The 19,034-nt window shown below is 61.8% G+C and carries 17 protein-coding genes; 15 read left to right on the forward strand and 2 right to left on the reverse strand.

What is annotated here, in order from left to right:
* Complete coding sequence (locus F6S08_RS23555) at positions 1-864, reverse strand: PHP domain-containing protein (protein WP_065925915.1); 864 nt, start codon at positions 862-864, stop codon at positions 1-3.
* 87 nt (positions 865-951) lie between these two features.
* Between F6S08_RS23555 and F6S08_RS23560 the strand changes: the two genes are divergently transcribed.
* From F6S08_RS23560 to F6S08_RS23590, 7 genes are all read left to right on the forward strand, one after another.
* Complete coding sequence (locus F6S08_RS23560) at positions 952-1,548, forward strand: septation protein A (RefSeq protein ID WP_065925914.1); 597 nt, start codon at positions 952-954, stop codon at positions 1,546-1,548.
* Position 1,549: 1 nt separating this feature from the next.
* The gene (locus F6S08_RS23565) at positions 1,550-1,849 is read left to right on the forward strand and encodes a YciI family protein (protein ID WP_027605568.1); all 300 of its coding nucleotides are present in this window, start codon (positions 1,550-1,552) and stop codon (positions 1,847-1,849) included.
* A gap of 106 nt (positions 1,850-1,955) precedes the next feature.
* Entirely contained in the window at positions 1,956-2,363 is a 408-nt protein-coding gene (locus F6S08_RS23570; RefSeq protein ID WP_027605567.1) for a translation initiation factor 2, read from the forward strand.
* 7 nt (positions 2,364-2,370) lie between these two features.
* Complete coding sequence (locus tag F6S08_RS23575) at positions 2,371-3,048, forward strand: response regulator transcription factor (protein ID WP_027605566.1); 678 nt, start codon at positions 2,371-2,373, stop codon at positions 3,046-3,048.
* Positions 3,049-3,230: 182 nt separating this feature from the next.
* Positions 3,231-3,695, forward strand: coding sequence for an LTXXQ domain protein (locus F6S08_RS23580; protein ID WP_074847523.1), 465 nt, complete (start codon positions 3,231-3,233; stop codon positions 3,693-3,695).
* Positions 3,696-3,763: 68 nt separating this feature from the next.
* Complete coding sequence (locus F6S08_RS23585) at positions 3,764-5,107, forward strand: HAMP domain-containing sensor histidine kinase (protein WP_315872395.1); 1,344 nt, start codon at positions 3,764-3,766, stop codon at positions 5,105-5,107.
* A gap of 40 nt (positions 5,108-5,147) precedes the next feature.
* Entirely contained in the window at positions 5,148-6,497 is a 1,350-nt protein-coding gene (locus F6S08_RS23590; protein WP_315872396.1) for a CoA transferase, read from the forward strand.
* 104 nt (positions 6,498-6,601) lie between these two features.
* Here F6S08_RS23590 and arcD (F6S08_RS23595) read toward each other — a convergent pair whose 3' ends face one another.
* Complete coding sequence (arcD, locus tag F6S08_RS23595) at positions 6,602-8,029, reverse strand: arginine-ornithine antiporter (protein ID WP_315872397.1); 1,428 nt, start codon at positions 8,027-8,029, stop codon at positions 6,602-6,604.
* A gap of 442 nt (positions 8,030-8,471) precedes the next feature.
* Here arcD (F6S08_RS23595) and arcD (F6S08_RS23600) point away from each other — a divergent pair, with 442 nt between their 5' ends.
* The 8 genes from arcD (F6S08_RS23600) to gcvP all read left to right on the forward strand — a co-directional run bounded on the left by arcD (F6S08_RS23600) (position 8,472) and on the right by gcvP (position 18,924).
* Positions 8,472-9,899, forward strand: coding sequence for an arginine-ornithine antiporter (gene arcD, locus F6S08_RS23600; protein WP_065925910.1), 1,428 nt, complete (start codon positions 8,472-8,474; stop codon positions 9,897-9,899).
* A gap of 24 nt (positions 9,900-9,923) precedes the next feature.
* Positions 9,924-11,180: an arginine deiminase gene (gene arcA / locus F6S08_RS23605; protein ID WP_027605560.1), complete on the forward strand. Its 1,257-nt coding sequence runs from the start codon at positions 9,924-9,926 to the stop codon at positions 11,178-11,180.
* A 12-nt stretch (positions 11,181-11,192) separates the two neighbouring features.
* Positions 11,193-12,203 (forward strand): ornithine carbamoyltransferase, encoded by a 1,011-nt coding sequence (locus F6S08_RS23610; RefSeq protein WP_015885593.1) that lies wholly within the window; start codon positions 11,193-11,195, stop codon positions 12,201-12,203.
* Positions 12,204-12,351: 148 nt separating this feature from the next.
* Positions 12,352-13,281: a carbamate kinase gene (arcC, locus tag F6S08_RS23615; protein WP_065925908.1), complete on the forward strand. Its 930-nt coding sequence runs from the start codon at positions 12,352-12,354 to the stop codon at positions 13,279-13,281.
* Between the two features lie 18 nt (positions 13,282-13,299).
* Positions 13,300-13,662, forward strand: coding sequence for a DUF5064 family protein (locus tag F6S08_RS23620; RefSeq protein WP_065925907.1), 363 nt, complete (start codon positions 13,300-13,302; stop codon positions 13,660-13,662).
* A gap of 210 nt (positions 13,663-13,872) precedes the next feature.
* Complete coding sequence (locus F6S08_RS23625; RefSeq protein ID WP_065925906.1) at positions 13,873-15,381, forward strand: sigma-54-dependent transcriptional regulator; 1,509 nt, start codon at positions 13,873-13,875, stop codon at positions 15,379-15,381.
* 308 nt (positions 15,382-15,689) lie between these two features.
* On the forward strand, positions 15,690-16,073 hold the full coding sequence (gene gcvH, locus F6S08_RS23630) for a glycine cleavage system protein GcvH (protein WP_027605554.1): 384 nt from the start codon (positions 15,690-15,692) through the stop codon (positions 16,071-16,073).
* A 10-nt stretch (positions 16,074-16,083) separates the two neighbouring features.
* Entirely contained in the window at positions 16,084-18,924 is a 2,841-nt protein-coding gene (gene gcvP / locus F6S08_RS23635) for an aminomethyl-transferring glycine dehydrogenase (RefSeq protein ID WP_315872398.1), read from the forward strand.
* Positions 18,925-19,034 lie beyond the last annotated feature (110 nt).

Genomic DNA, 19,034 nt, shown 5'->3' on the forward strand with positions numbered 1-19,034 from the left:
TCAGACGGTGGCAATAATGGGGTCATGCTTGAATCTCCCCCACAACAGCGGCAAATCTTCAGGGACCGCGCGGTACTCGCCGATCTCGGACCAGCCGCCAGGGCCATGAAAGTCACTGCCGGCGCTGACCAGCAGACCAAATTCGCGGGCAAGGATCGACAGGCTGCCCACCTGTTCGGCGGGTTGAAAGCCGTTGACCACTTCGATCGCGTGACCGCCCGCTCCAATATAGTCGCCAATCAGCTTGCGACGCTTGCTGCGGGTGAAATCGTAATGCCAGGGATGCGCCAGGCTGACCCAGGCTCCGGAGGCCCGCAGGGTCTCGACGGTGTCTTCGAGGGTCGGCCAATGTTGCTTCACATCGCCCAACTTGCCGGCGCCCAGCCACTTGCGAAAGGCTTCGGCGCGGTCTTTGACAAAACCCTCACGCACCATCCAGTCGGCAAAGTGCGGACGGGCCGGCGCGTTGCCGCTGTCACCCAGTTCCTGCTGGAGGGCGCGGGCGCCGTCGAGGGCGTTGGGCATGCCTTTGAGGCTGAGTTTTCGGCTTATTTCTTCGGACCGCAGCCAGCGGCCATCGTGCAATTGCGCGATAGCCTCCACCAGCGGCGGCGCTTTTTGATCGAAGCCGTAGCCGAGCACATGAATGGTGGCGCCGCCCCAGGTGCAGGACAATTCCACCCCGTTGACCAGTTGCATGCCCAGGGCATGGGCCGTTGTACGCGCTTCGTCGAGGCCTTCGAGGGTGTCGTGGTCGGTCAACGAGAGGACTCGCACGCCTTTTTCAAACGCACGCGCAACCAGTACCGCGGGCGCCAGGGCGCCGTCGGAGGCCGTGCTGTGGCAGTGCAAATCAACATTCACGGGGGGGTGTAACCTCAAGTCAGCTGGCGCTATCGCAACCAAGGATGTTTGTTATTATGCCGCCACATCCAGCTTCTGGCTCTTACTGTGAAACAATTCATCGACTTCATCCCGCTGTTGCTGTTTTTCATCGTTTACAAACTCGACCCCAGGGTCATCGACCTGGCCGGCCATGAGCTGACTGTCGGCGGCATCTACAGTGCCACCGCCGTGCTCATCATCAGCTCTGTGGTGGTCTACGGCGCCATCTTCATTTCCCAGCGCAAACTGGAAAAAAGCCAGTGGCTGACCCTGGTCGCCTGCCTGGTCTTCGGCAGCCTGACCCTGGCCTTCCACAGCGAAACCTTCCTGAAATGGAAAGCGCCGGTGGTGAACTGGCTGTTCGCCCTGGCATTCATCGGCAGCCACTTCATCGGTGATCGCCTGCTGATCAAGCGGATCATGGGCCACGCACTGACCCTGCCGGAACCGGTGTGGACACGCTTGAACGTGGCCTGGATCGTGTTTTTCATCTTCTGCGGTGCCGCCAACCTGTTCGTGGCGTTTACCTTCCAGGACTACTGGGTCGACTTCAAAGTGTTCGGCAGCCTGGGCATGACCGTGCTGTTCCTGGTCGCCCAGGGCATCTACCTGTCGCGCCACCTGCATGACACCGAGCCTACTACGCCGAAAACCGAGGACTGACATGCTCTACGCCATCATTGCCACCGACGTTGCCAACTCGCTGGAAAAACGCCTGTCCGTGCGCCCGGCCCACGTCGAGCGCCTGAAAGTCCTTCAAGCCGAAGGCCGCATCGTGCTGGCCGGCCCGCACCCGGCCGTGGACAGCAACGACCCGGGCGACGCCGGTTTTACCGGTAGCCTGATCGTCGCCGAGTTCGCCTCGCTGGCCGATGCCCAGGCCTGGGCCAAGGCCGATCCCTATGTCGCCGCAGGGGTCTACGCCGACGTAGTGATCAAACCCTTCAAGCAAGTCCTGCCCTGATCCCGATTGCGCCGAACCTATTGAGTACGGCGCACTCCTAATTGCTCATTATTTTCGGCAACCTGCCGACAACGTTCTGAATATTCGTGTGGAATCAGGAGTTCCGATGCGCTTACGTCAGTTGTGTCTGTTGGCAGTGTTAATGATCGGGGCTACGGCCCACGCTGAAGAAACCTCGAGCACCGGCAGTTCCACGCCCCTGTCCTTGAGCGCCGGCGCCCAGATCACCGAGTTGCAGCAACGCTTGAAAGAAAGCGAGCGGCAGCGTGAAGAACTGAGCAAGCAACTGCAAAGCGCGGATGCCACCCGCGAAAGCGCTCAATTGAGTCGCCTTCGCCAGGAGAACCAACGCCTGGCCCAGCAACTCAAAGATGCACAGGGCGGCGCCTTGACCCGCTGGCTGACCGAGCAGCAACAATGGTTCGTCACGGGTGGGGCCGTCGCACTGATCGCCCTGTTGTGCGGGATCTTCGCCAGCGGTGGGCACCGTCGCCGTCGACAATGGCTAAATTGAGTGAGTCATGAGCGAGCTGTTACTGATAGATGATGACCAGGAGCTCTGCGAGCTGCTGAGCAGTTGGCTGAGCCAGGAAGGTTTCCAGGTGCGCGCCTGCCACGATGGCTTGAGCGCGCGCAAAGCCTTGGCCGACAGCGCCCCGGCGGCGGTGGTACTGGATGTGATGCTGCCCGACGGCAGCGGCCTGGAGCTGCTCAAGCAATTGCGCAACGACCATCCGGAGCTGCCGGTGCTGATGCTTTCGGCGCGGGGCGAACCCCTGGACCGCATCCTCGGCCTGGAATTGGGCGCCGACGACTACCTGGCCAAGCCCTGCGACCCACGCGAACTCACCGCGCGCCTGCGCGCGGTATTGCGCCGCAGCCACCCGGCCGCCGTGTCCAGCCAACTGGAACTGGGCGACCTGTGCTTCAGCCCGGTGCGCGGCGTGGTCAGCATCGATGAGCAGGAATTCACCCTCACCGTCTCCGAAAGCCGCCTGCTGGAAGCATTATTGCGCCAGCCCGGCGAGCCACTGGACAAGCAGGAACTGGCGCAGATCGCCCTGGGCCGCAAGCTGACCCTTTACGATCGCAGCCTGGACATGCACGTCAGCAACCTGCGCAAGAAGATCGGCCCTCACCCCGATGGCCGGCCACGGATCGTGGCGTTGCGCAGCCGGGGCTACTATTACAGCCTCTAGAGGCAGCTATAAGTTGCAAGCTACAAGCGGCAAGTGAAAAGCTGTTACTTGCCGCTTGCAGCTAAAAACTTGCAGCTGCCGCCCCCCTTACCAAACCTTTACCCTCTCCTGACGGCGGCTGACCTTGATCTCCGTAATCTACTCACATCCGGACTCACCGGAATAGAGACAGGAGAATCACCATGCGCAAGACCCTTATCGCTTTGATGTTCGCCGCCGCCCTGCCGACCGTTGCCATGGCCGCACTGCCTGAAGGCCCGGGCCCGATGGGCGGCCCTGAAGGGCACATGATGGGTGGCCCGGGCCACGGCGGTGAACACGGTCCGCGTGGCAAAGGCGGCCCCTTCAGCCAACTGGACCTGAGCCGCGAACAGCGCGAGCAGATCGGCAAGCTGATGGGTGACCAATGGCACGCTCGCAAGGACCTGGTCAAAAAGTACCTGGACAAACTCCCGGCCGCCGACCAGAAAGCCATGCAGGATGAAATCGCCGCCGGCAAGCAGAAAACCCAGGCCGATATCCGTGCCGTGCTCAAGCCTGACCAGCAGAAGAAGTTCGACGAGATCGTCAAGAAGCAAGAACAGCGCCGTGCAGAATGGAAGGAATTCCAGGCCTGGAAAGCGCAACAGTCGCAAAAAGCGCAATAATGCACCCGCGTTAACACTCCCAGCCCAGTGGCCACCGCCACTGGGCTTTTCCTGTTTGAGGGTTTCCTGTGCGTTCATTGTTCTGGCGCATCCTGGCCAGTTTCTGGCTGGCCATCGCCTTGGTTGCCGGGTTGTCGATCCTGCTTGGGCACATGCTTAACCAGGATGCCTGGATTCTCAGCCGCCACCCCGGCCTCAATAACCTGGCGCAAGAGTGGACCCAGCTCTACGAAACCCAGGGTGAGGATGCTGCCCAGGACCTGCTGCAACAGCGCAAGCGCCAGTACCACATCGACGTGCAAGTGCTCAACGAAAGCGGCGAGCCGGTGGTGCGCGGCACCTTCCCGCGCCGCGCCGCCGCCTTTGAAGCCCGACAGAACGACAGCAAGGAAGGCCATCTGCCCTGGCGACGCCTGACCGCCGAGTACACCAGCGAGAAGACCGGCGACACCTACCTGTTGATCTACCGCATCCCGCACCCGGAACTGGACGAGTGGCACCGCAGCAGCCTGGCATGGCCCTTGAGCGCACTGACGATTGCCCTGGTGGTACTGACCTTGTTCAGCCTGTTCGTCACCTTGTCCATCACCCGCCCACTAAGCCGCCTGCGCGGCGCCGTGCATGACCTCGGCCAGGCCACCTACCAGCAGAACAGCCTGGCGCAACTGGCTAACCGCCGCGATGAGTTCGGCGTACTCGCCACCGACTTCAACCGCATGGGCGCACGCCTGCAAAGCCTGATCGGCAGTCAACGCCAGCTGCTGCGCGACGTGTCCCATGAGCTGCGCTCGCCCCTCGCGCGCCTGCGCATCGCCCTGGCCTTGGCCGAGCGCGCCAGCCCCGAAGAACGGGAAAAACTCTGGCCACGCCTGACCCGCGAATGCGACCGCCTGGAAGCGCTGATCAGCGAGATCCTGGTGCTGGCCCGCGTCGATGCCGACAATGCCAGCGCCGAAGACATCGACCTCATCCCCCTGCTCAAAACCCTGCAAAAGGATGCCCAACTCAGCGCGCCGGACCAGGTGGTGCAACTGAGCACCGACGCAGACCTGCAACTGAAGGGCTGGCCGACCATGATCGAACGGGCTGTGGATAACCTGCTGCGCAATGCCCAGCGCTTCAACCCGCCGGGGCAACCGATCGATTTGCACGCCCAGCGCCAGGGCGAACGTATCCTGATCAGCGTGCGCGACCATGGCCCCGGCGTGGACGCCGAACACCTGAGCCAACTCGGTGAACCGTTCTACCGCGCTCCCGGCCAGACCGCCCAAGGCCACGGCCTGGGCCTGGCGATCGCGCGACGCGCGGCCGAACGCCACGGTGGCAGCCTGATCCTGGCCAATCACCCAGCCGGTGGTTTTATCGCCAGCATCGACCTGCCGTTGGAACCGGGAGTTGTCACGCCGGTGTGATGATCTTCTATATTGGCCCTTCTCTTACGGAGGGCCTTTGATGACTGACCTGCTGACTCCCATCCAAGCCGCACTCGATCTACCCCACACCCCGCTGACCTTCACCGAGGCTGGCGCCCTGCCCTCGACCTTCGCTGTCACCGAGCTGGCCAGTGCCAGCATCGGCGCCGCCGGGCAGGCCGTCGCCCAGTTGATCCGGCAACGGACCGGGCGCCAGCCCGAGGTGAGTGTGGACCGACGCCTCGCCTCTTTCTGGTTCTCGTCCTCGATCCGCCCGCTGGGCTGGCAAGTGCCACCGTTGTGGGATCCGGTGGCCGGCGATTACGCCAGCGCCGATGGCTGGATTCGCCTGCATACCAACGCGCCTCATCACCGTGCCGCCGCCGAGCGGGTGCTGGGCAAGGTCGCCGACCGCGCCGGGATGGCCGGCAAGGTCGCGGCGTGGAACGCGGCAGAACTGGAACAGGCGATTGTCGACCAAGGTGGCTGCGCCGCGCAGATGCGTGCCTGGCAAGCCTGGCAGCAACATCCGCAGGGGTTGGCGGTGAACGCCGAGGCGCTGGTCCAACACCAGACCTTCGAAACCACGACCGACAAACCCTGGCACGGTTCGCTGGCACGCCCGCTGGCCGGCCTCAAGGTGCTGGACCTGACCCGCGTATTGGCCGGCCCGGTGGCCAGTCGTTTCCTTGCCGGCCTCGGCGCGGATGTACTGCGCATCGACTCACCCACCTGGAACGAACCCGGTGTAGTCCCGGAAATGACCCTGGGCAAACGCTGCGCGCGCCTGGACCTGAAAACGCCCGAAGGTCGGCGGGTTTTCGAGCGTTTGCTCAGGGACGCCGACATCCTGTTCCACGGATACCGCGCTGACGCCCTGGAGCATCTGGGCTACACCGCCCCCGAACTGCAACACCTCGCCCCAGGCCTGATCGACGTCAGCCTCAACGCCTACGGCTGGAGCGGCCCGTGGCGTAATCGCCGGGGCTTCGACAGCCTGGTGCAGATGAGCAGCGGGATCGCCGAGGCCGGCATGCTCTGGAAACACGCGGATAAACCGGTGCCACTGCCGTTGCAGGCGCTGGATCACGCGACCGGGTATCTGATGGCGGCCAGTGCGATTCAGGCGCTGGGCGAACGGCTGCAGTCGGGGCGCGGTGGTTCGGCGCGGTTGTCGTTGGCACGCACCGCAACGTTACTGGTGCAAGCAGGCCAAGTGCCCGAGCAACCGTCGTTGCGCGAGGAAGAACCAGGGGATCAAGGCCTGGTCGTCGAACAGACCGCCTGGGGCCAGGCCCATCGGCTGCTGCCCCCGCTGACTATCAGCGGTACGCCATTGCAATGGGATTTGCCAGCGGGAGAATTGGGCTCCCACCGGCCTCAATGGTGACTTGACGGCCGCTATCGGCAGCAAGCCCCCCACACTTTGATGGGTGAACATATTCAAAATGTGGGAGGGGGCTTGCTCCCGATGAGGCCAGTACCGTCACCCCATCACAACGACAACACCCCGCTGTACAACCCATACGCCGCCAGCCCTGCACCGGCGATCACGCAGCTGAAAATGCCTTTCTCAACGTGGGTAAACAACGGCTGGCCCTGTTCGCGCTTGGCCAGGGCGAACAGGATCACGCCCGGCGCATACAGCAGCGCCGACAGCAGCAGGTATTTAAGGCCCCCGGCGTAGAGCAACCATACGGCGTAACCCAGGGCGATCAACCCCACCAGCAGGTCCTTGATGCGATGGCGGTGGGCACCTTCATAGGTTTCACCACGCCCGCTCAGCAACACCGCGTAAGCCGCCGACCACAGGTAAGGCACGAGGATCATCGACGACGCCAGGTAGATCAGGGTGGTGTAGGTGCTGTGGGAAAACAGCGTGATCACCAGGAAGACCTGGATCATCACATTGGTCAGCCACAAGGCGTTGACCGGCACCTGGTTGGCATTTTCCTTTTTCAGGAAGGCCGGCATGGTCTTGTCATGGGCGGTGGCATAGAGGATCTCGGCACACAGCAGCGCCCAGGACAACAAGGCCCCCAGCAGCGACACGGCCAGGCCGATACTGATCAGCAACGCGCCCCAGGGACCGACGATATGCTCGAGCACACCGGCCAGGGACGGGTTTTGCAGGCCGGCCAGCTCCGCCTGGCTCATGATGCCGAGGGACAACACATTCACCAGCACCAACAGCGCCAGCACGCCGAGAAAGCCGATCACCGTGGCCCGCCCCACGTCCGCGCGCTTCTCGGCCCGCGCCGAATACACACTGGCGCCTTCAATGCCGATAAACACAAATACCGTGACCAGCATCATATTGCGCACCTGGTCCACCACACTGCCCAATTGCGGCTTTTCCAGGCCCCAGATGTCAGCCGTGAAGATATCCGCCTTGAACGCCACGGCGGCGATCACCACGAACATCAGCAGCGGCACCAGCTTGGCCACGGTGGTGATCTGGTTGATGAACGCGGCTTCCTTGATCCCGCGCATCACCAGGAAATGCACGGCCCACAGCAGCAACGATGCGCAGCCGATGGCCACCGGCGTATTGCCTTGGCCGAACACCGGGAAAAAATAGCCGAGGGTGCTGAACAGCAACACGAAATAACCGACATTGCCCATCCACGCGCTGATCCAGTAACCCCAGGCCGACGAAAAACCCATGTAGTCGCCGAAACCCGCCTTGGCGTAGGCGTACACCCCGGAATCCAGTTCCGGCTTGCGATTGGCCAAGGTCTGGAAGACAAACGCCAGGGTCAGCATGCCCACGGCGGTGATCGCCCAACCGATCAACACCGCGCCCACCTCCGCGCGCGCGGCCATGTTCTGCGGCAACGAGAAGATCCCCCCGCCAATCATCAAGCCCACCACCAAGGCAATCAGGGCGCCAAGCCGAAGTTTCTGGGCCGGTTGAGACATGCAGACTCCTGAATAAAATTTGAGCGGACAACCATGCACTCAACTAATTAACTCAGCGAGTGTAGCGTTTATTAAAGACAGCGATAAAACCGCCACGCTCATAACTCAGCGGCATGACAGTTTGCATAGTTTAGGCTTATTTACATTTTAAATACGCCGAATACTTTGTCGCTTCCAAGCTCTTTATTGTCGCCATTGCGAAAAGTTTGCACATTCAGGAAAACGGGCTAGTTTCAAACGTCCATACGCAGCACTAAATGATTGACCAAACCGCAGAGATCGCTCTGGAAAGCGCCTTTGCGCGGAAAACTATTGCCCACGACTTTCCAGTCTAAGTCATTAATTCACAATGGAATGTGCCAATGAAGTGATCTGAGTCAGCTGTTTGATTAGCGCACGGAATTATTCTGTGGTCTCTCTTCTCCTGCATTGGAGTTATGCGATGTCTGAATCTCCCGGAAAACTTCGATTGGGTGCACTGGTTGCACTTGTCGTCGGCTCAATGATTGGCGGCGGGATCTTCTCTCTGCCGCAAAACATGGCCGCCAGTGCCGATGTTGGCGCGGTATTGATCGGTTGGGTAATTACCGCCGTGGGCATGCTGACCCTGGCCTTCGTCTTCCAGACCCTGGCCAATCGCAAACCTGATCTGGACGGCGGCGTCTACGCCTACGCCAAGGCCGGCTTCGGTGACTACATGGGCTTTTCGTCGGCCTGGGGTTACTGGATCAGCGCCTGGCTGGGCAACGTCGGTTACTTCGTCCTCCTGTTCAGCACCCTCGGTTACTTCTTCCCGATCTTTGGCGAAGGCAATACGCCTGCGGCGGTGATTGGCGCGTCGGTCTTGCTGTGGGCCGTGCACTTTCTGGTGCTGCGCGGGATAAAGGAAGCGGCGTTCATCAACCTGGTGACCACCGTCGCCAAGGTGGTGCCGCTGGTGCTGTTCGTGTTGATCGCCGTGTTCGCCTTCAAGCTGGACATCTTCACCGCTGACATCTGGGGCGTGAAGAACCCGGACCTGGGCAGCGTGATGAACCAGGTGCGCAACATGATGCTGGTCACCGTGTGGGTGTTCATCGGTATCGAAGGCGCGAGCATCTTCTCGGCACGCGCCGAAAAACGCAGCGACGTCGGCAAGGCCACCGTGATCGGTTTTATCACCGTGCTGCTGTTCCTGATGCTGGTGAACGTGCTGTCGCTGGGCATCATGACCCAACCGGAGCTGGCCAAGCTGCAGAACCCGTCGATGGCCGCCGTGCTGGAGCATGTGGTGGGCCACTGGGGTGCGGTGCTGATCAGCGTCGGCTTGATCATCTCGTTGCTGGGTGCGCTGCTGTCGTGGGTGCTGCTGTGTGCGGAGATCATGTTCGCCGCCGCCAAGGACCACACCATGCCGGAGTTCCTGCGCAAGGAAAACGCCAACCATGTGCCGGCCAACGCCCTGTGGTTGACCAACGCCATGGTCCAGATATTCCTGGTGATCACGCTGTTTTCCGCCAGTACCTACCTGTCGCTGATCTACCTCGCCACCTCGATGATCCTGGTGCCTTACCTGTGGTCGGCGGCCTACGCGCTGCTGCTGGCGGTACGCGGCGAAACCTACGAAAACGCCCTCAAGGAGCGCAGGAAGGACCTGTTTATCGGCGCGGTCGCACTGATCTACGCGGTCTGGCTGCTCTATGCCGGCGGCACCAAGTACCTGCTGTTGTCCGCCCTGCTCTATGCCCCCGGCGCGATCCTGTTCGCCAAGGCCAAGCATGAACTGGGCAAACCGATTTTCACCAACGTCGAGAAGCTGATTTTCGCCGCAGTCGTCATTGGCGCCCTGGTGGCTGCCTATGGCCTCTACGACGGCTTCCTGACTCTGTAACTGATGTTCACTGGAGGATCTGTAATGACCACGGAAAAAGTGAAGTACGGCGTACATTCCGAAGCCGGCAAACTGCGCAAAGTCATGGTGTGCTCCCCAGGCTTGGCCCACCAGCGGCTGACCCCTAACAACTGCGATGAACTGCTGTTCGATGACGTGCTCTGGGTAGCCCAGGCCAAGCGCGACCATTTCGACTTCGTGACCAAGATGCGCGAACGGGACATTGATGTGCTGGAAATGCACAACCTGCTGACCGATATCGTTGCCAACCCCGAAGCCCTGGACTGGATCCTGGAACGAAAGATCACTTCCAACACCGTGGGCCTGGGCCTGGTCGAGGAAGTCAGCTCCTGGCTGCGCAGCCTTGAGCCGCGCAAGATCGCCGAGTTCCTGATCGGTGGCGTGTCAGCCGATGACCTGCCGAGCAGCTTCGGTGGCAAGACCATCGAGATGTTCCGCGACTTCCTCGGCCACGCCAGTTTTATCCTGCCGCCGCTGCCCAACACCCAGTTCACCCGCGACACCACCTGCTGGATCTACGGCGGCGTGACGCTCAACCCGATGTACTGGCCGGCGCGACGCCAGGAAACCCTGCTGGCGAGCGCCATCTACAAATTCCACCCCGAGTTCACCAACGCGGACTTCCAGATCTGGTACGGCGACCCCGACCAGGAACACGGTGCCGCCACGCTGGAAGGCGGTGACGTCATGCCGATTGGCAATGGCGTGGTGTTGATCGGCATGGGCGAGCGTTCGTCCCACCAGGCCATCGGCCAACTGGCGCGCAACCTGTTCAAGAACAAAGCGGTGGAACGGGTGATCGTTGCCGGTCTGCCGAAGTCCCGCGCGGCGATGCACCTGGACACCGTGTTCAGCTTCTGCGACCGCGACCTGGTGACCATCTTCCCCGAAGTGGTCAACCAGATCGTGCCCTTCACCCTGCGCCCTGACGAAAGCAAACCCCACGGCATCGACATTCAGCGGGAGAAAACCAACTTCCTCGAGACCGTGGCCGCAGCGCTCAACCTCAAGGCCCTGCGCGTGGTCGAGACCGGCGGCAACAGCTTCGCCGCCGAACGCGAGCAGTGGGACGACGGCAACAACGTGGTGGCCGTGGAGCCTGGCGTAGTGATCGGCTACGACCGCAACACCTACACCAACACCCTGCTGCGCAAGGCCGGCGTGGAAGTCATCACCATCAGCGCCGGTGAACTCGGCCGTGGCCGTGGCGGCGGCCACTGCATGACCTGCCCGATCATCCGCGACCCTATCGACTATTAAGGAGATTCCATCATGGCTTTCAATATGCGCAACCGCAGCCTACTGTCGCTGATGCACCACACCACCCGCGAACTGAATTACCTGCTGGATCTGTCCCGCGACCTCAAGCGCGCCAAATACACCGGCACCGAGCGTCCGCACCTGCAAGGCAAGAACATCGCGCTGATCTTCGAAAAAACCTCGACCCGCACCCGGTGCGCCTTCGAAGTGGCGGCCCACGACCAGGGTGCCCACGTCACCTATATCGACCCGGTGTCGTCGCAGATCGGCCACAAAGAAAGCATGAAAGACACCGCCCGCGTACTCGGTCGCATGTTCGACGCCATTGAATACCGTGGCTTCGAGCAGGAAATCGTCGAAGAACTGGCCAAGTTCGCCGGCGTGCCGGTGTTCAACGGCCTCACTGCTGAATTCCACCCGACCCAAATGATCGCCGACACCCTGACCATGCGCGAGCACAGCGACAAGCCGCTGCATGACATCAGCTACGCCTACCTGGGCGACGCGCGCTACAACATGGGTAACTCGCTGCTGATGATCGGCGCCAAGCTCGGCATGGACGTGCGCATCGGCGCGCCGAAAGCCCTGTGGCCCCATGAAGACTTCATCAAACAGTGCCAGGCCTTCGCCGAGGAAAGCGGCGCGCGCATTACCATCACCGAAGACCCGAAAGAAGCCGTCAAGGGCGTGGACTTCATCCACACCGATATCTGGGTGTCCATGGGTGAGCCGGTGGAAGCGTGGGACGAACGCATCGAGCAACTGCTGCCGTACCAGGTCAACGCCAAGATGATGAAAGCCTCGGGCAACCCTCGGGTGAAATTCATGCACTGCCTGCCGGCGTTCCACAACAGCGAAACCAAGGTCGGCAAGGACATCGCCGCACGTTATCCGAACCTGGCCAATGGTGTGGAAGTGACCGAGGAAGTCTTCGAGTCACCGGCCAACATCGCCTTTGAGCAGGCGGAAAACCGCATGCACACCATCAAGGCGATCCTGGTGTCGGCACTCGCGGATATCTAAACCCTGCTGCGATCCCACTGTAGGAGCGAGCTTGCTCGCGAAAAATTCAAGGGCACCGCGTTCATTCAGGATGGGCGCGTTATCGTTGACCTCCTTCGCGAGCAAGCTCGCTCCTACAAAGGATTACGAGCTCTAGAAGGATTGCAATATGCGCATCGTCGTAGCCCTGGGCGGCAACGCCCTCCTGCGCCGTGGTGAACCCATGACCGCAGACAACCAACGCGCCAATATCCGCATCGCCACCGAACAGATCGCCAAGATCCATGCCGGCAACGAACTGGTCATCGCCCACGGCAATGGCCCGCAGGTCGGCCTGCTGTCGTTGCAGGCGGCGGCCTACACCAGCGTTTCGCCGTACCCGCTGGACGTGCTCGGTGCCGAGACCGAAGGCATGATCGGCTACATCATCGAACAGGAACTGGGCAACCTGCTGGACTTCGAAGTGCCGTTCGCCACCCTGCTCACCCAGGTGGAAGTGGACGCCAAGGACCCTGCCTTCCAGAACCCGACCAAGCCCATCGGCCCGGTGTACTCCAAGGCCGAAGCGGAAAAACTCGCCGCCGAGAAAGGCTGGGCCATCGCCCCGGATGGCGATAAATATCGCCGCGTCGTGGCCAGCCCACGGCCCAAACGTATTTTCGAGATTCGCCCGATCAAGTGGCTGCTGGAAAAAAGCGCCATCGTGATCTGCGCCGGTGGTGGCGGTATCCCGACCCTGTACGGTGAAGACGGCAAGCTCAAAGGCATCGAAGCCGTGATCGACAAAGACCTGTGCTCCTCGTTGCTGGCCACGCAACTGGACGCCGATTTGCTGGTGATCGCCACCGACGTCAACGCCGCTTTTATCGACTTCGGCAAGCCGACCCAGAAAGCCATCGGCCAGGCCCACCCCGACGACATGGAAAAACTCGGCTTCGCCGCCGGTTCCATGGGCCCCAAGGTGCAAGCCGCCTGCGAGTTCGCCCGCCAGACTGGCAAAACCGCGGTGATCGGTTCACTCTCCGACATCGAAGCCATCGTCCAGGGCAGCGCCGGCACACGCATCAGCACGGCGACACCTGGCATCACCTATCTGTGAAGTAGAGGAGATACGCCTATGGCCACCTTTGAACCCGGTCACCTGCACGTCGAACGTCACGCGCTGAACAAGGACGACTACAGCTACAACCTGTGTATCGACTACGAAGTCAGCCAGGACCCAAAGGAAGGCAAGGGCATGCTGTTCAAGCTGCACGGCTCGGTGCAGGGCAAGGACCTCAAGGAAGAGTTCTTCTTGCCCAAGGACCAGGCATTCGACTTTGCCCGGCATGCGATGAACATCGCGCAGAAGTATGGGATGCCGAAAATGGCAGTGCTCAATGGCTCGATGCACAAACAGTACGACCTGATGTTCGAGGATGTACGGCATCAACTGGATGTGAAATCCGGGGACCCGATCAAACCTGAACACTTGGAATAACCCGGTAGGACTGACACAACACTGTGCAAAATGTGGGAGGGGGCTTGCTCCCGATAGCAGGGTGTCAGTCAGCTTATTTTCAGCTGACACACCGCCATCGGGAGCAAGCCCCCTCCCACATTTTGATCTCCATTATTTGTCAGATTTCACCTGTGCCCCGCTCCAAGGCATACTTGCCGCCTCCCACTCTCCAGAACTGCTAAGCGCCCCATGCGTATCCACGTCAGCTTCATCGACCGCGTCGGCATTACCCAGGAAGTCCTGGCCTTGCTCGGTGGGCGCAATCTCAACCTGGATGCGGTGGAAATGGTGCCGCCCAACGTCTATATCGATGCGCCGACCCTCAGCGCCGACGTGCTCGAAGAGCTGCGTGACGCGCTGTTCAGCGTGCACGGCGTACAAGCGGTGACGGTGGTGGACATCCTTCCCGGCCAACGCCGCCACCTGCAACTCGACGCCCTGCTGGCGGCCATGACCGACCCGGTGCTGGCCCTGGACAGCGCGGGCAAGATCCTGCTGGCCAACCCGGCGCTGATCGCGCTGTACGGTCGCGAACCGGCCGGGGAAAGTATCGCCGAGCTGTTCAATGACTCGGCCTTGCTGGACACCTTGCTGGAAAACGGCTTTCGCCTGCCCTTGCGTGAAATCAGCGTCAACGGCCAGACGCTTTTGCTCGACGCCACGCCGATCACCGATGCCGGCGCCCTGCTCACCCTGTACCAACCCAACCGCATCGGCGAACAACTGTCGGCGCTGCACCACGATCATGCCGAAGGCTTTGATGCGCTGCTGGGCGAATCCCCGGTGATCCGCACCCTCAAGGCACGCGCACAACGGGTGGCCGCGCTCGATGCGCCGCTGTTGATCCAGGGCGAAACCGGCACCGGCAAGGAGTTGGTGGCGCGGGCCTGCCATGCCATCAGCGCGCGCCACAGTGCACCGTTTTTGGCGCTGAACTGCGCGGCGCTGCCGGAGAATCTCGCCGAGAGTGAATTGTTCGGCTACGCCCCCGGCGCCTTTACCGGCGCCCAACGCGGCGGCAAGCCGGGGCTGATGGAGCTGGCCAACCAGGGCACGGTGTTTCTCGATGAAATCGGCGAAATGTCGCCCTATTTGCAAGCCAAGCTGCTGCGTTTTCTCAACGACGGCAGCTTCCGCCGGGTCGGCGGCGACCGCGAAGTGAAGGTCAATGTGCGCATCCTCAGCGCCACCCACCGCGACCTGGAAAAAATGGTCAGCGAAGGTACCTTCCGCGAAGACCTGTTCTACCGCCTCAACGTGCTCAACGTCGAAGTGCCGCCCCTGCGTGAGCGCGGCCAGGACATCCTGCTGTTGGCCCGCTACTTCATGCAGCAGGCCTGTGCGCAGATCCAGCGCCCGGTGTGCCGCCTGGCGCCCGGCACCTATCCGGCGCTGTTGGGCAACCGCTGGCCGGGCAATGTGCGCCAGTTGCAGAACGTGATCTTCCGCGCCGCCGCCATCTGCGAAAGCAGCCTGGTGGACATCGGTGACCTGGACATCGCCGGCACCTCCGTGGCCCGCCAGAACGACGGCGAAGTCGATAGCCTGGAACAGGCCGTCGAGGACTTCGAACGCAGCCTGCTGGAGAAACTCTACGTCAGTTACCCCTCGACCCGGCAGTTGGCCAGCCGCCTGCAAACCTCACACACCGCCATCGCCCACCGCTTGCGCAAGTACGGCATTCCAAACAAGCCCTGACTCGCTGCATGGAATGCATTTCCAAGTTTTGGTCTGAGAACGACATCCGCTGTACTGAAAGCGCTACAGTGGAACGATTTCGCTACAGCCCTGCTTTTTGCGCGCCATGCAAGGCTTTGATCCACATAGGCTTTTTTTCCCCGGCCTGACTGTAGCGAAATCGCTACAGCTAAACCGCATAAGCCTATACCCATATTTATTAACTTATTGATTTATAACGGATTAATAAGGTTGGCCGCGATATTGCTAAGCAACTCCCCATTATTCCAATCCCGCCCACCAGACGATTCTGGCCCTGAGGAGTTTCCATGAGCGAGTTGCGTTTCACTGAAGATCACGAATGGCTGCGCGCCGAAGCTGACGGCAGCGTCACCGTGGGTATCACCGCTTTCGCGCAGAACGCGCTCGGTGATGTGGTTTTCGTGCAACTGCCGGAGTTGCAGGCCTATGACAAGGGCGCTGAAGCGTCCACGGTTGAATCGGTCAAGGCCGCCAGCGGCGTGTACATGCCGTTGGACGGTGAAGTGCTGGAAGTGAACGCCAAGCTCGATGGCAGCCCGGAACTGGTCAACGAAGACCCGCTGGGCGAAGGCTGGTTCTTCCGCTTTAAACCGGCCGATGCCGGTGCGGTAGCTAAACTGTTGGATCAGGACGCGTACGACCGCCTGATCAAAGCCAACGCCGAAGCCTGAGGAGCGCGCCATGACCATCAATCTCAGCACCGCCAATGAGTTCATCGCCCGCCACATCGGCCCGCGCCAGGAAGATGAGCAGCGGATGCTCGCCAGCCTGGGCTTCGATTCCCTGGAAGCCCTGAGCGCCAGCGTGATCCCGGAAAGCATCAAGGGCACCAGCGTGCTCGGCCTGGAAGACGGCCTGGGCGAAGCCGAGGCCCTGGCCAGGATCAAGGCCATTGCCAGCCAGAACCAACTGTTCAAGACCTACATCGGCCAGGGCTACTACAACTGCCATACGCCGTCGCCGATCCTGCGCAACCTCCTGGAAAACCCGGCCTGGTACACCGCCTACACCCCCTACCAGCCAGAAATTTCCCAAGGCCGCCTGGAAGCGCTGCTGAACTTCCAGACCCTGATCAGCGACCTCACCGGCCTGCCGATCGCCAACGCCTCGCTGCTCGATGAAGCCACCGCCGCCGCCGAAGCCATGACCTTCTGCAAGCGCCTGAGCAAGAACAAGGGCAGCAACGCCTTCTTCGCCTCGGTCCACAGCCACCCGCAAACCCTCGACGTACTGCGCACCCGTGCCGAGCCGCTGGGCATCGACGTGGTGGTCGGCGATGAGCGCGAACTGACCGATGTCAGCCGGTTCTTCGGCGCCCTGCTGCAATACCCGGCCAGCAACGGTGACGTGTTCGACTACCGCGCGCTGACCGAGCGTTTCCATACCGCCAACGCCCTGGTGGCCGTGGCTGCCGATCTGTTGGCCCTGACCCTGCTGGCCCCGCCGGGTGAGTTCGGCGCCGATGTGGCAATCGGCAGCGCGCAACGCTTCGGCGTGCCGCTGGGCTTCGGTGGCCCGCACGCGGCGTACTTCTCCACCAAGGATGCGTTCAAGCGCGACATGCCGGGGCGTCTGGTCGGTGTGTCGGTAGACCGCTTCGGCAAGCCGGCCCTGCGCCTGGCCATGCAGACCCGCGAGCAACATATCCGCCGCGAGAAAGCCACCAGCAACATCTGCACCGCGCAAGTGCTGCTCGCCAACATCGCCAGCATGTATGCCGTGTACCACGGGCCCAAGGGCCTGACCCAGATCGCCAAGCGCATTCACCAGCTGACCGCGATGCTCGCCAAGGGCTTGACCGCGCTGGGCCTCAAGGTCGAGCAGGCACACTTCTTCGACACCCTGACCCTGCACACCGGCGCCGACACCGCTGCGCTGCACGACAAGGCCCGCGCCCAGCGCATCAACCTGCGCGTGGTGGACGCCAAGCGGGTTGGCCTTTCGGTCGACGAAACCACCACCCAAGGCGATATCGAAACCCTGTGGACGATCTTTGCCAATGGCAAAGCCCTGCCGGACGTCAACGCCACGGTGGACAGCCGCCTGCCCGACGCATTGCTGCGCCAGTCACCGATCCTCAGCCATCCGGTGTTCAACCGTTATCACTCGGAAACCGAGCTGATGCGCTACCTGCGCAAGCTGGCGGACAAGGACCTGGCCCTGGACCGCACCATGATCCCGCTGGGCTCGTGCACCATGAAGCTCAACGCCGCCAGTGAAATGATCCCGGTGACCTGGGCCGAGTTCGGTGCCCTGCACCCGTTCGCCCCGGCCGAGCAAAGCGCCGGCTACCTGCAACTGACCTCCGACCTGGAGGCCATGCTCTGCGCGGCCACCGGGTATGACGCGATCTCCCTGCAGCCGAACGCCGGTTCCCAGGGCGAGTACGCCGGCCTGTTGGCCATCCGTGCCTATCACCAGAGCCGTGGCGAAGCACGTCGCGACATCTGCCTGATCCCATCGTCGGCCCACGGCACCAACCCGGCCACCGCCAACATGGCCGGCATGCGTGTGGTGGTTACCGCCTGCGACGCCCGTGGCAACGTCGACATCGAAGACCTGCGCGCCAAGGCCATCGAGCACCGTGAGCACCTCGCCGCGCTGATGATTACCTACCCGTCCACCCACGGCGTGTTCGAAGAAGGTATCCGCGAAATCTGCGGGATCATCCACGACAACGGCGGCCAGGTGTACATCGACGGCGCCAACATGAACGCGATGGTTGGCCTGTGCGCACCGGGTAAGTTCGGCGGCGACGTGTCCCACCTGAATTTGCACAAGACCTTCTGCATCCCCCACGGCGGTGGCGGCCCGGGCGTTGGCCCGATTGGCGTCAAGTCCCACCTCACGCCCTTCCTGCCCGGCCACGCGGCCATGGCGCGCAAGGAAGGCGCGGTGTGTGCGGCACCGTTCGGCAGTGCAAGCATCCTGCCGATCACCTGGATGTACATCAGCATGATGGGCGGCGCAGGCCTCAAGCGCGCGTCGCAGCTGGCGATCCTGAATGCCAACTACATTTCCCGTCGGCTCGAAGAGCACTACCCCGTGCTGTACACCGGCAGCAACGGCCTGGTGGCGCACGAATGCATCCTCGACCTGCGCCCGCTGAAGGACAGCAGCGGCATCAGCGTGGATGACGTGGCCAAGCGCCTGATCGACTTTGGCTTCCACGCCCCGACCATGTCGTTCCCGGTGGCGGGTACGCTGATGATCGAGCCGACCGAAAGCGAGTCCAAGGAAGAACTGGACCGCTTCTGCGACGCGATGATCGCCATCCGCGAAGAAATCCGCGCGGTGGAAAACGGCACCCTGGACAAGGACGACAACCCGCTGAAAAACGCACCACACACCGCGGCGGAACTGGTTGGCGAATGGAGCCACCCATACAGCCGTGAACAAGCGGTGTACCCGGTCGCTTCGTTGATCGAAGGCAAGTACTGGCCACCGGTTGGCCGGGTTGACAATGTGTTTGGTGATCGCAACCTGGTGTGTGCGTGCCCGTCGATCGAGCTTTATGCCTAAAGCAGTTGTAAGCGGCAAGCTACAAGCTGCAAGTTAAAAGCCGAATGGCTCTTTCTTGCAGCTTGTGGCTTGGAGCTTGTCGCTGCTCCTATAACAAGAAACCGGAGAAC

Source organism: Pseudomonas sp. JV449 (genome assembly GCF_032424295.1).
In the GTDB taxonomy this organism is placed as follows: Bacteria; Pseudomonadota; Gammaproteobacteria; order Pseudomonadales; family Pseudomonadaceae; genus Aquipseudomonas; species Aquipseudomonas marginalis.

What these genes read in the sequence shown, in the direction of transcription:
- F6S08_RS23580 (WP_074847523.1), top strand. Translation starts at nt 3,231, where the DNA reads ATGCGCAAGACCCTTATCGCTTTGATGTTCGCCGCCGCCCTGCCGACC.
- F6S08_RS23620 (WP_065925907.1), top strand. Translation starts at nt 13,300, where the DNA reads ATGGCCACCTTTGAACCCGGTCACCTGCACGTCGAACGTCACGCGCTG.
- F6S08_RS23590 (WP_315872396.1), top strand. Translation starts at nt 5,148, where the DNA reads ATGACTGACCTGCTGACTCCCATCCAAGCCGCACTCGATCTACCCCAC.
- F6S08_RS23625 (WP_065925906.1), top strand. Translation starts at nt 13,873, where the DNA reads ATGCGTATCCACGTCAGCTTCATCGACCGCGTCGGCATTACCCAGGAA.
- F6S08_RS23575 (WP_027605566.1), top strand. Translation starts at nt 2,371, where the DNA reads ATGAGCGAGCTGTTACTGATAGATGATGACCAGGAGCTCTGCGAGCTG.
- F6S08_RS23610 (WP_015885593.1), top strand. Translation starts at nt 11,193, where the DNA reads ATGGCTTTCAATATGCGCAACCGCAGCCTACTGTCGCTGATGCACCAC.
- F6S08_RS23570 (WP_027605567.1), top strand. Translation starts at nt 1,956, where the DNA reads ATGCGCTTACGTCAGTTGTGTCTGTTGGCAGTGTTAATGATCGGGGCT.
- gcvH (WP_027605554.1), top strand. Translation starts at nt 15,690, where the DNA reads ATGAGCGAGTTGCGTTTCACTGAAGATCACGAATGGCTGCGCGCCGAA.
- gcvP (WP_315872398.1), top strand. Translation starts at nt 16,084, where the DNA reads ATGACCATCAATCTCAGCACCGCCAATGAGTTCATCGCCCGCCACATC.
- F6S08_RS23565 (WP_027605568.1), top strand. Translation starts at nt 1,550, where the DNA reads ATGCTCTACGCCATCATTGCCACCGACGTTGCCAACTCGCTGGAAAAA.
- arcA (WP_027605560.1), top strand. Translation starts at nt 9,924, where the DNA reads ATGACCACGGAAAAAGTGAAGTACGGCGTACATTCCGAAGCCGGCAAA.
- arcC (WP_065925908.1), top strand. Translation starts at nt 12,352, where the DNA reads ATGCGCATCGTCGTAGCCCTGGGCGGCAACGCCCTCCTGCGCCGTGGT.
- arcD (WP_065925910.1), top strand. Translation starts at nt 8,472, where the DNA reads ATGTCTGAATCTCCCGGAAAACTTCGATTGGGTGCACTGGTTGCACTT.
- arcD (WP_315872397.1), bottom strand. Translation starts at nt 8,029, where the DNA reads ATGTCTCAACCGGCCCAGAAACTTCGGCTTGGCGCCCTGATTGCCTTG.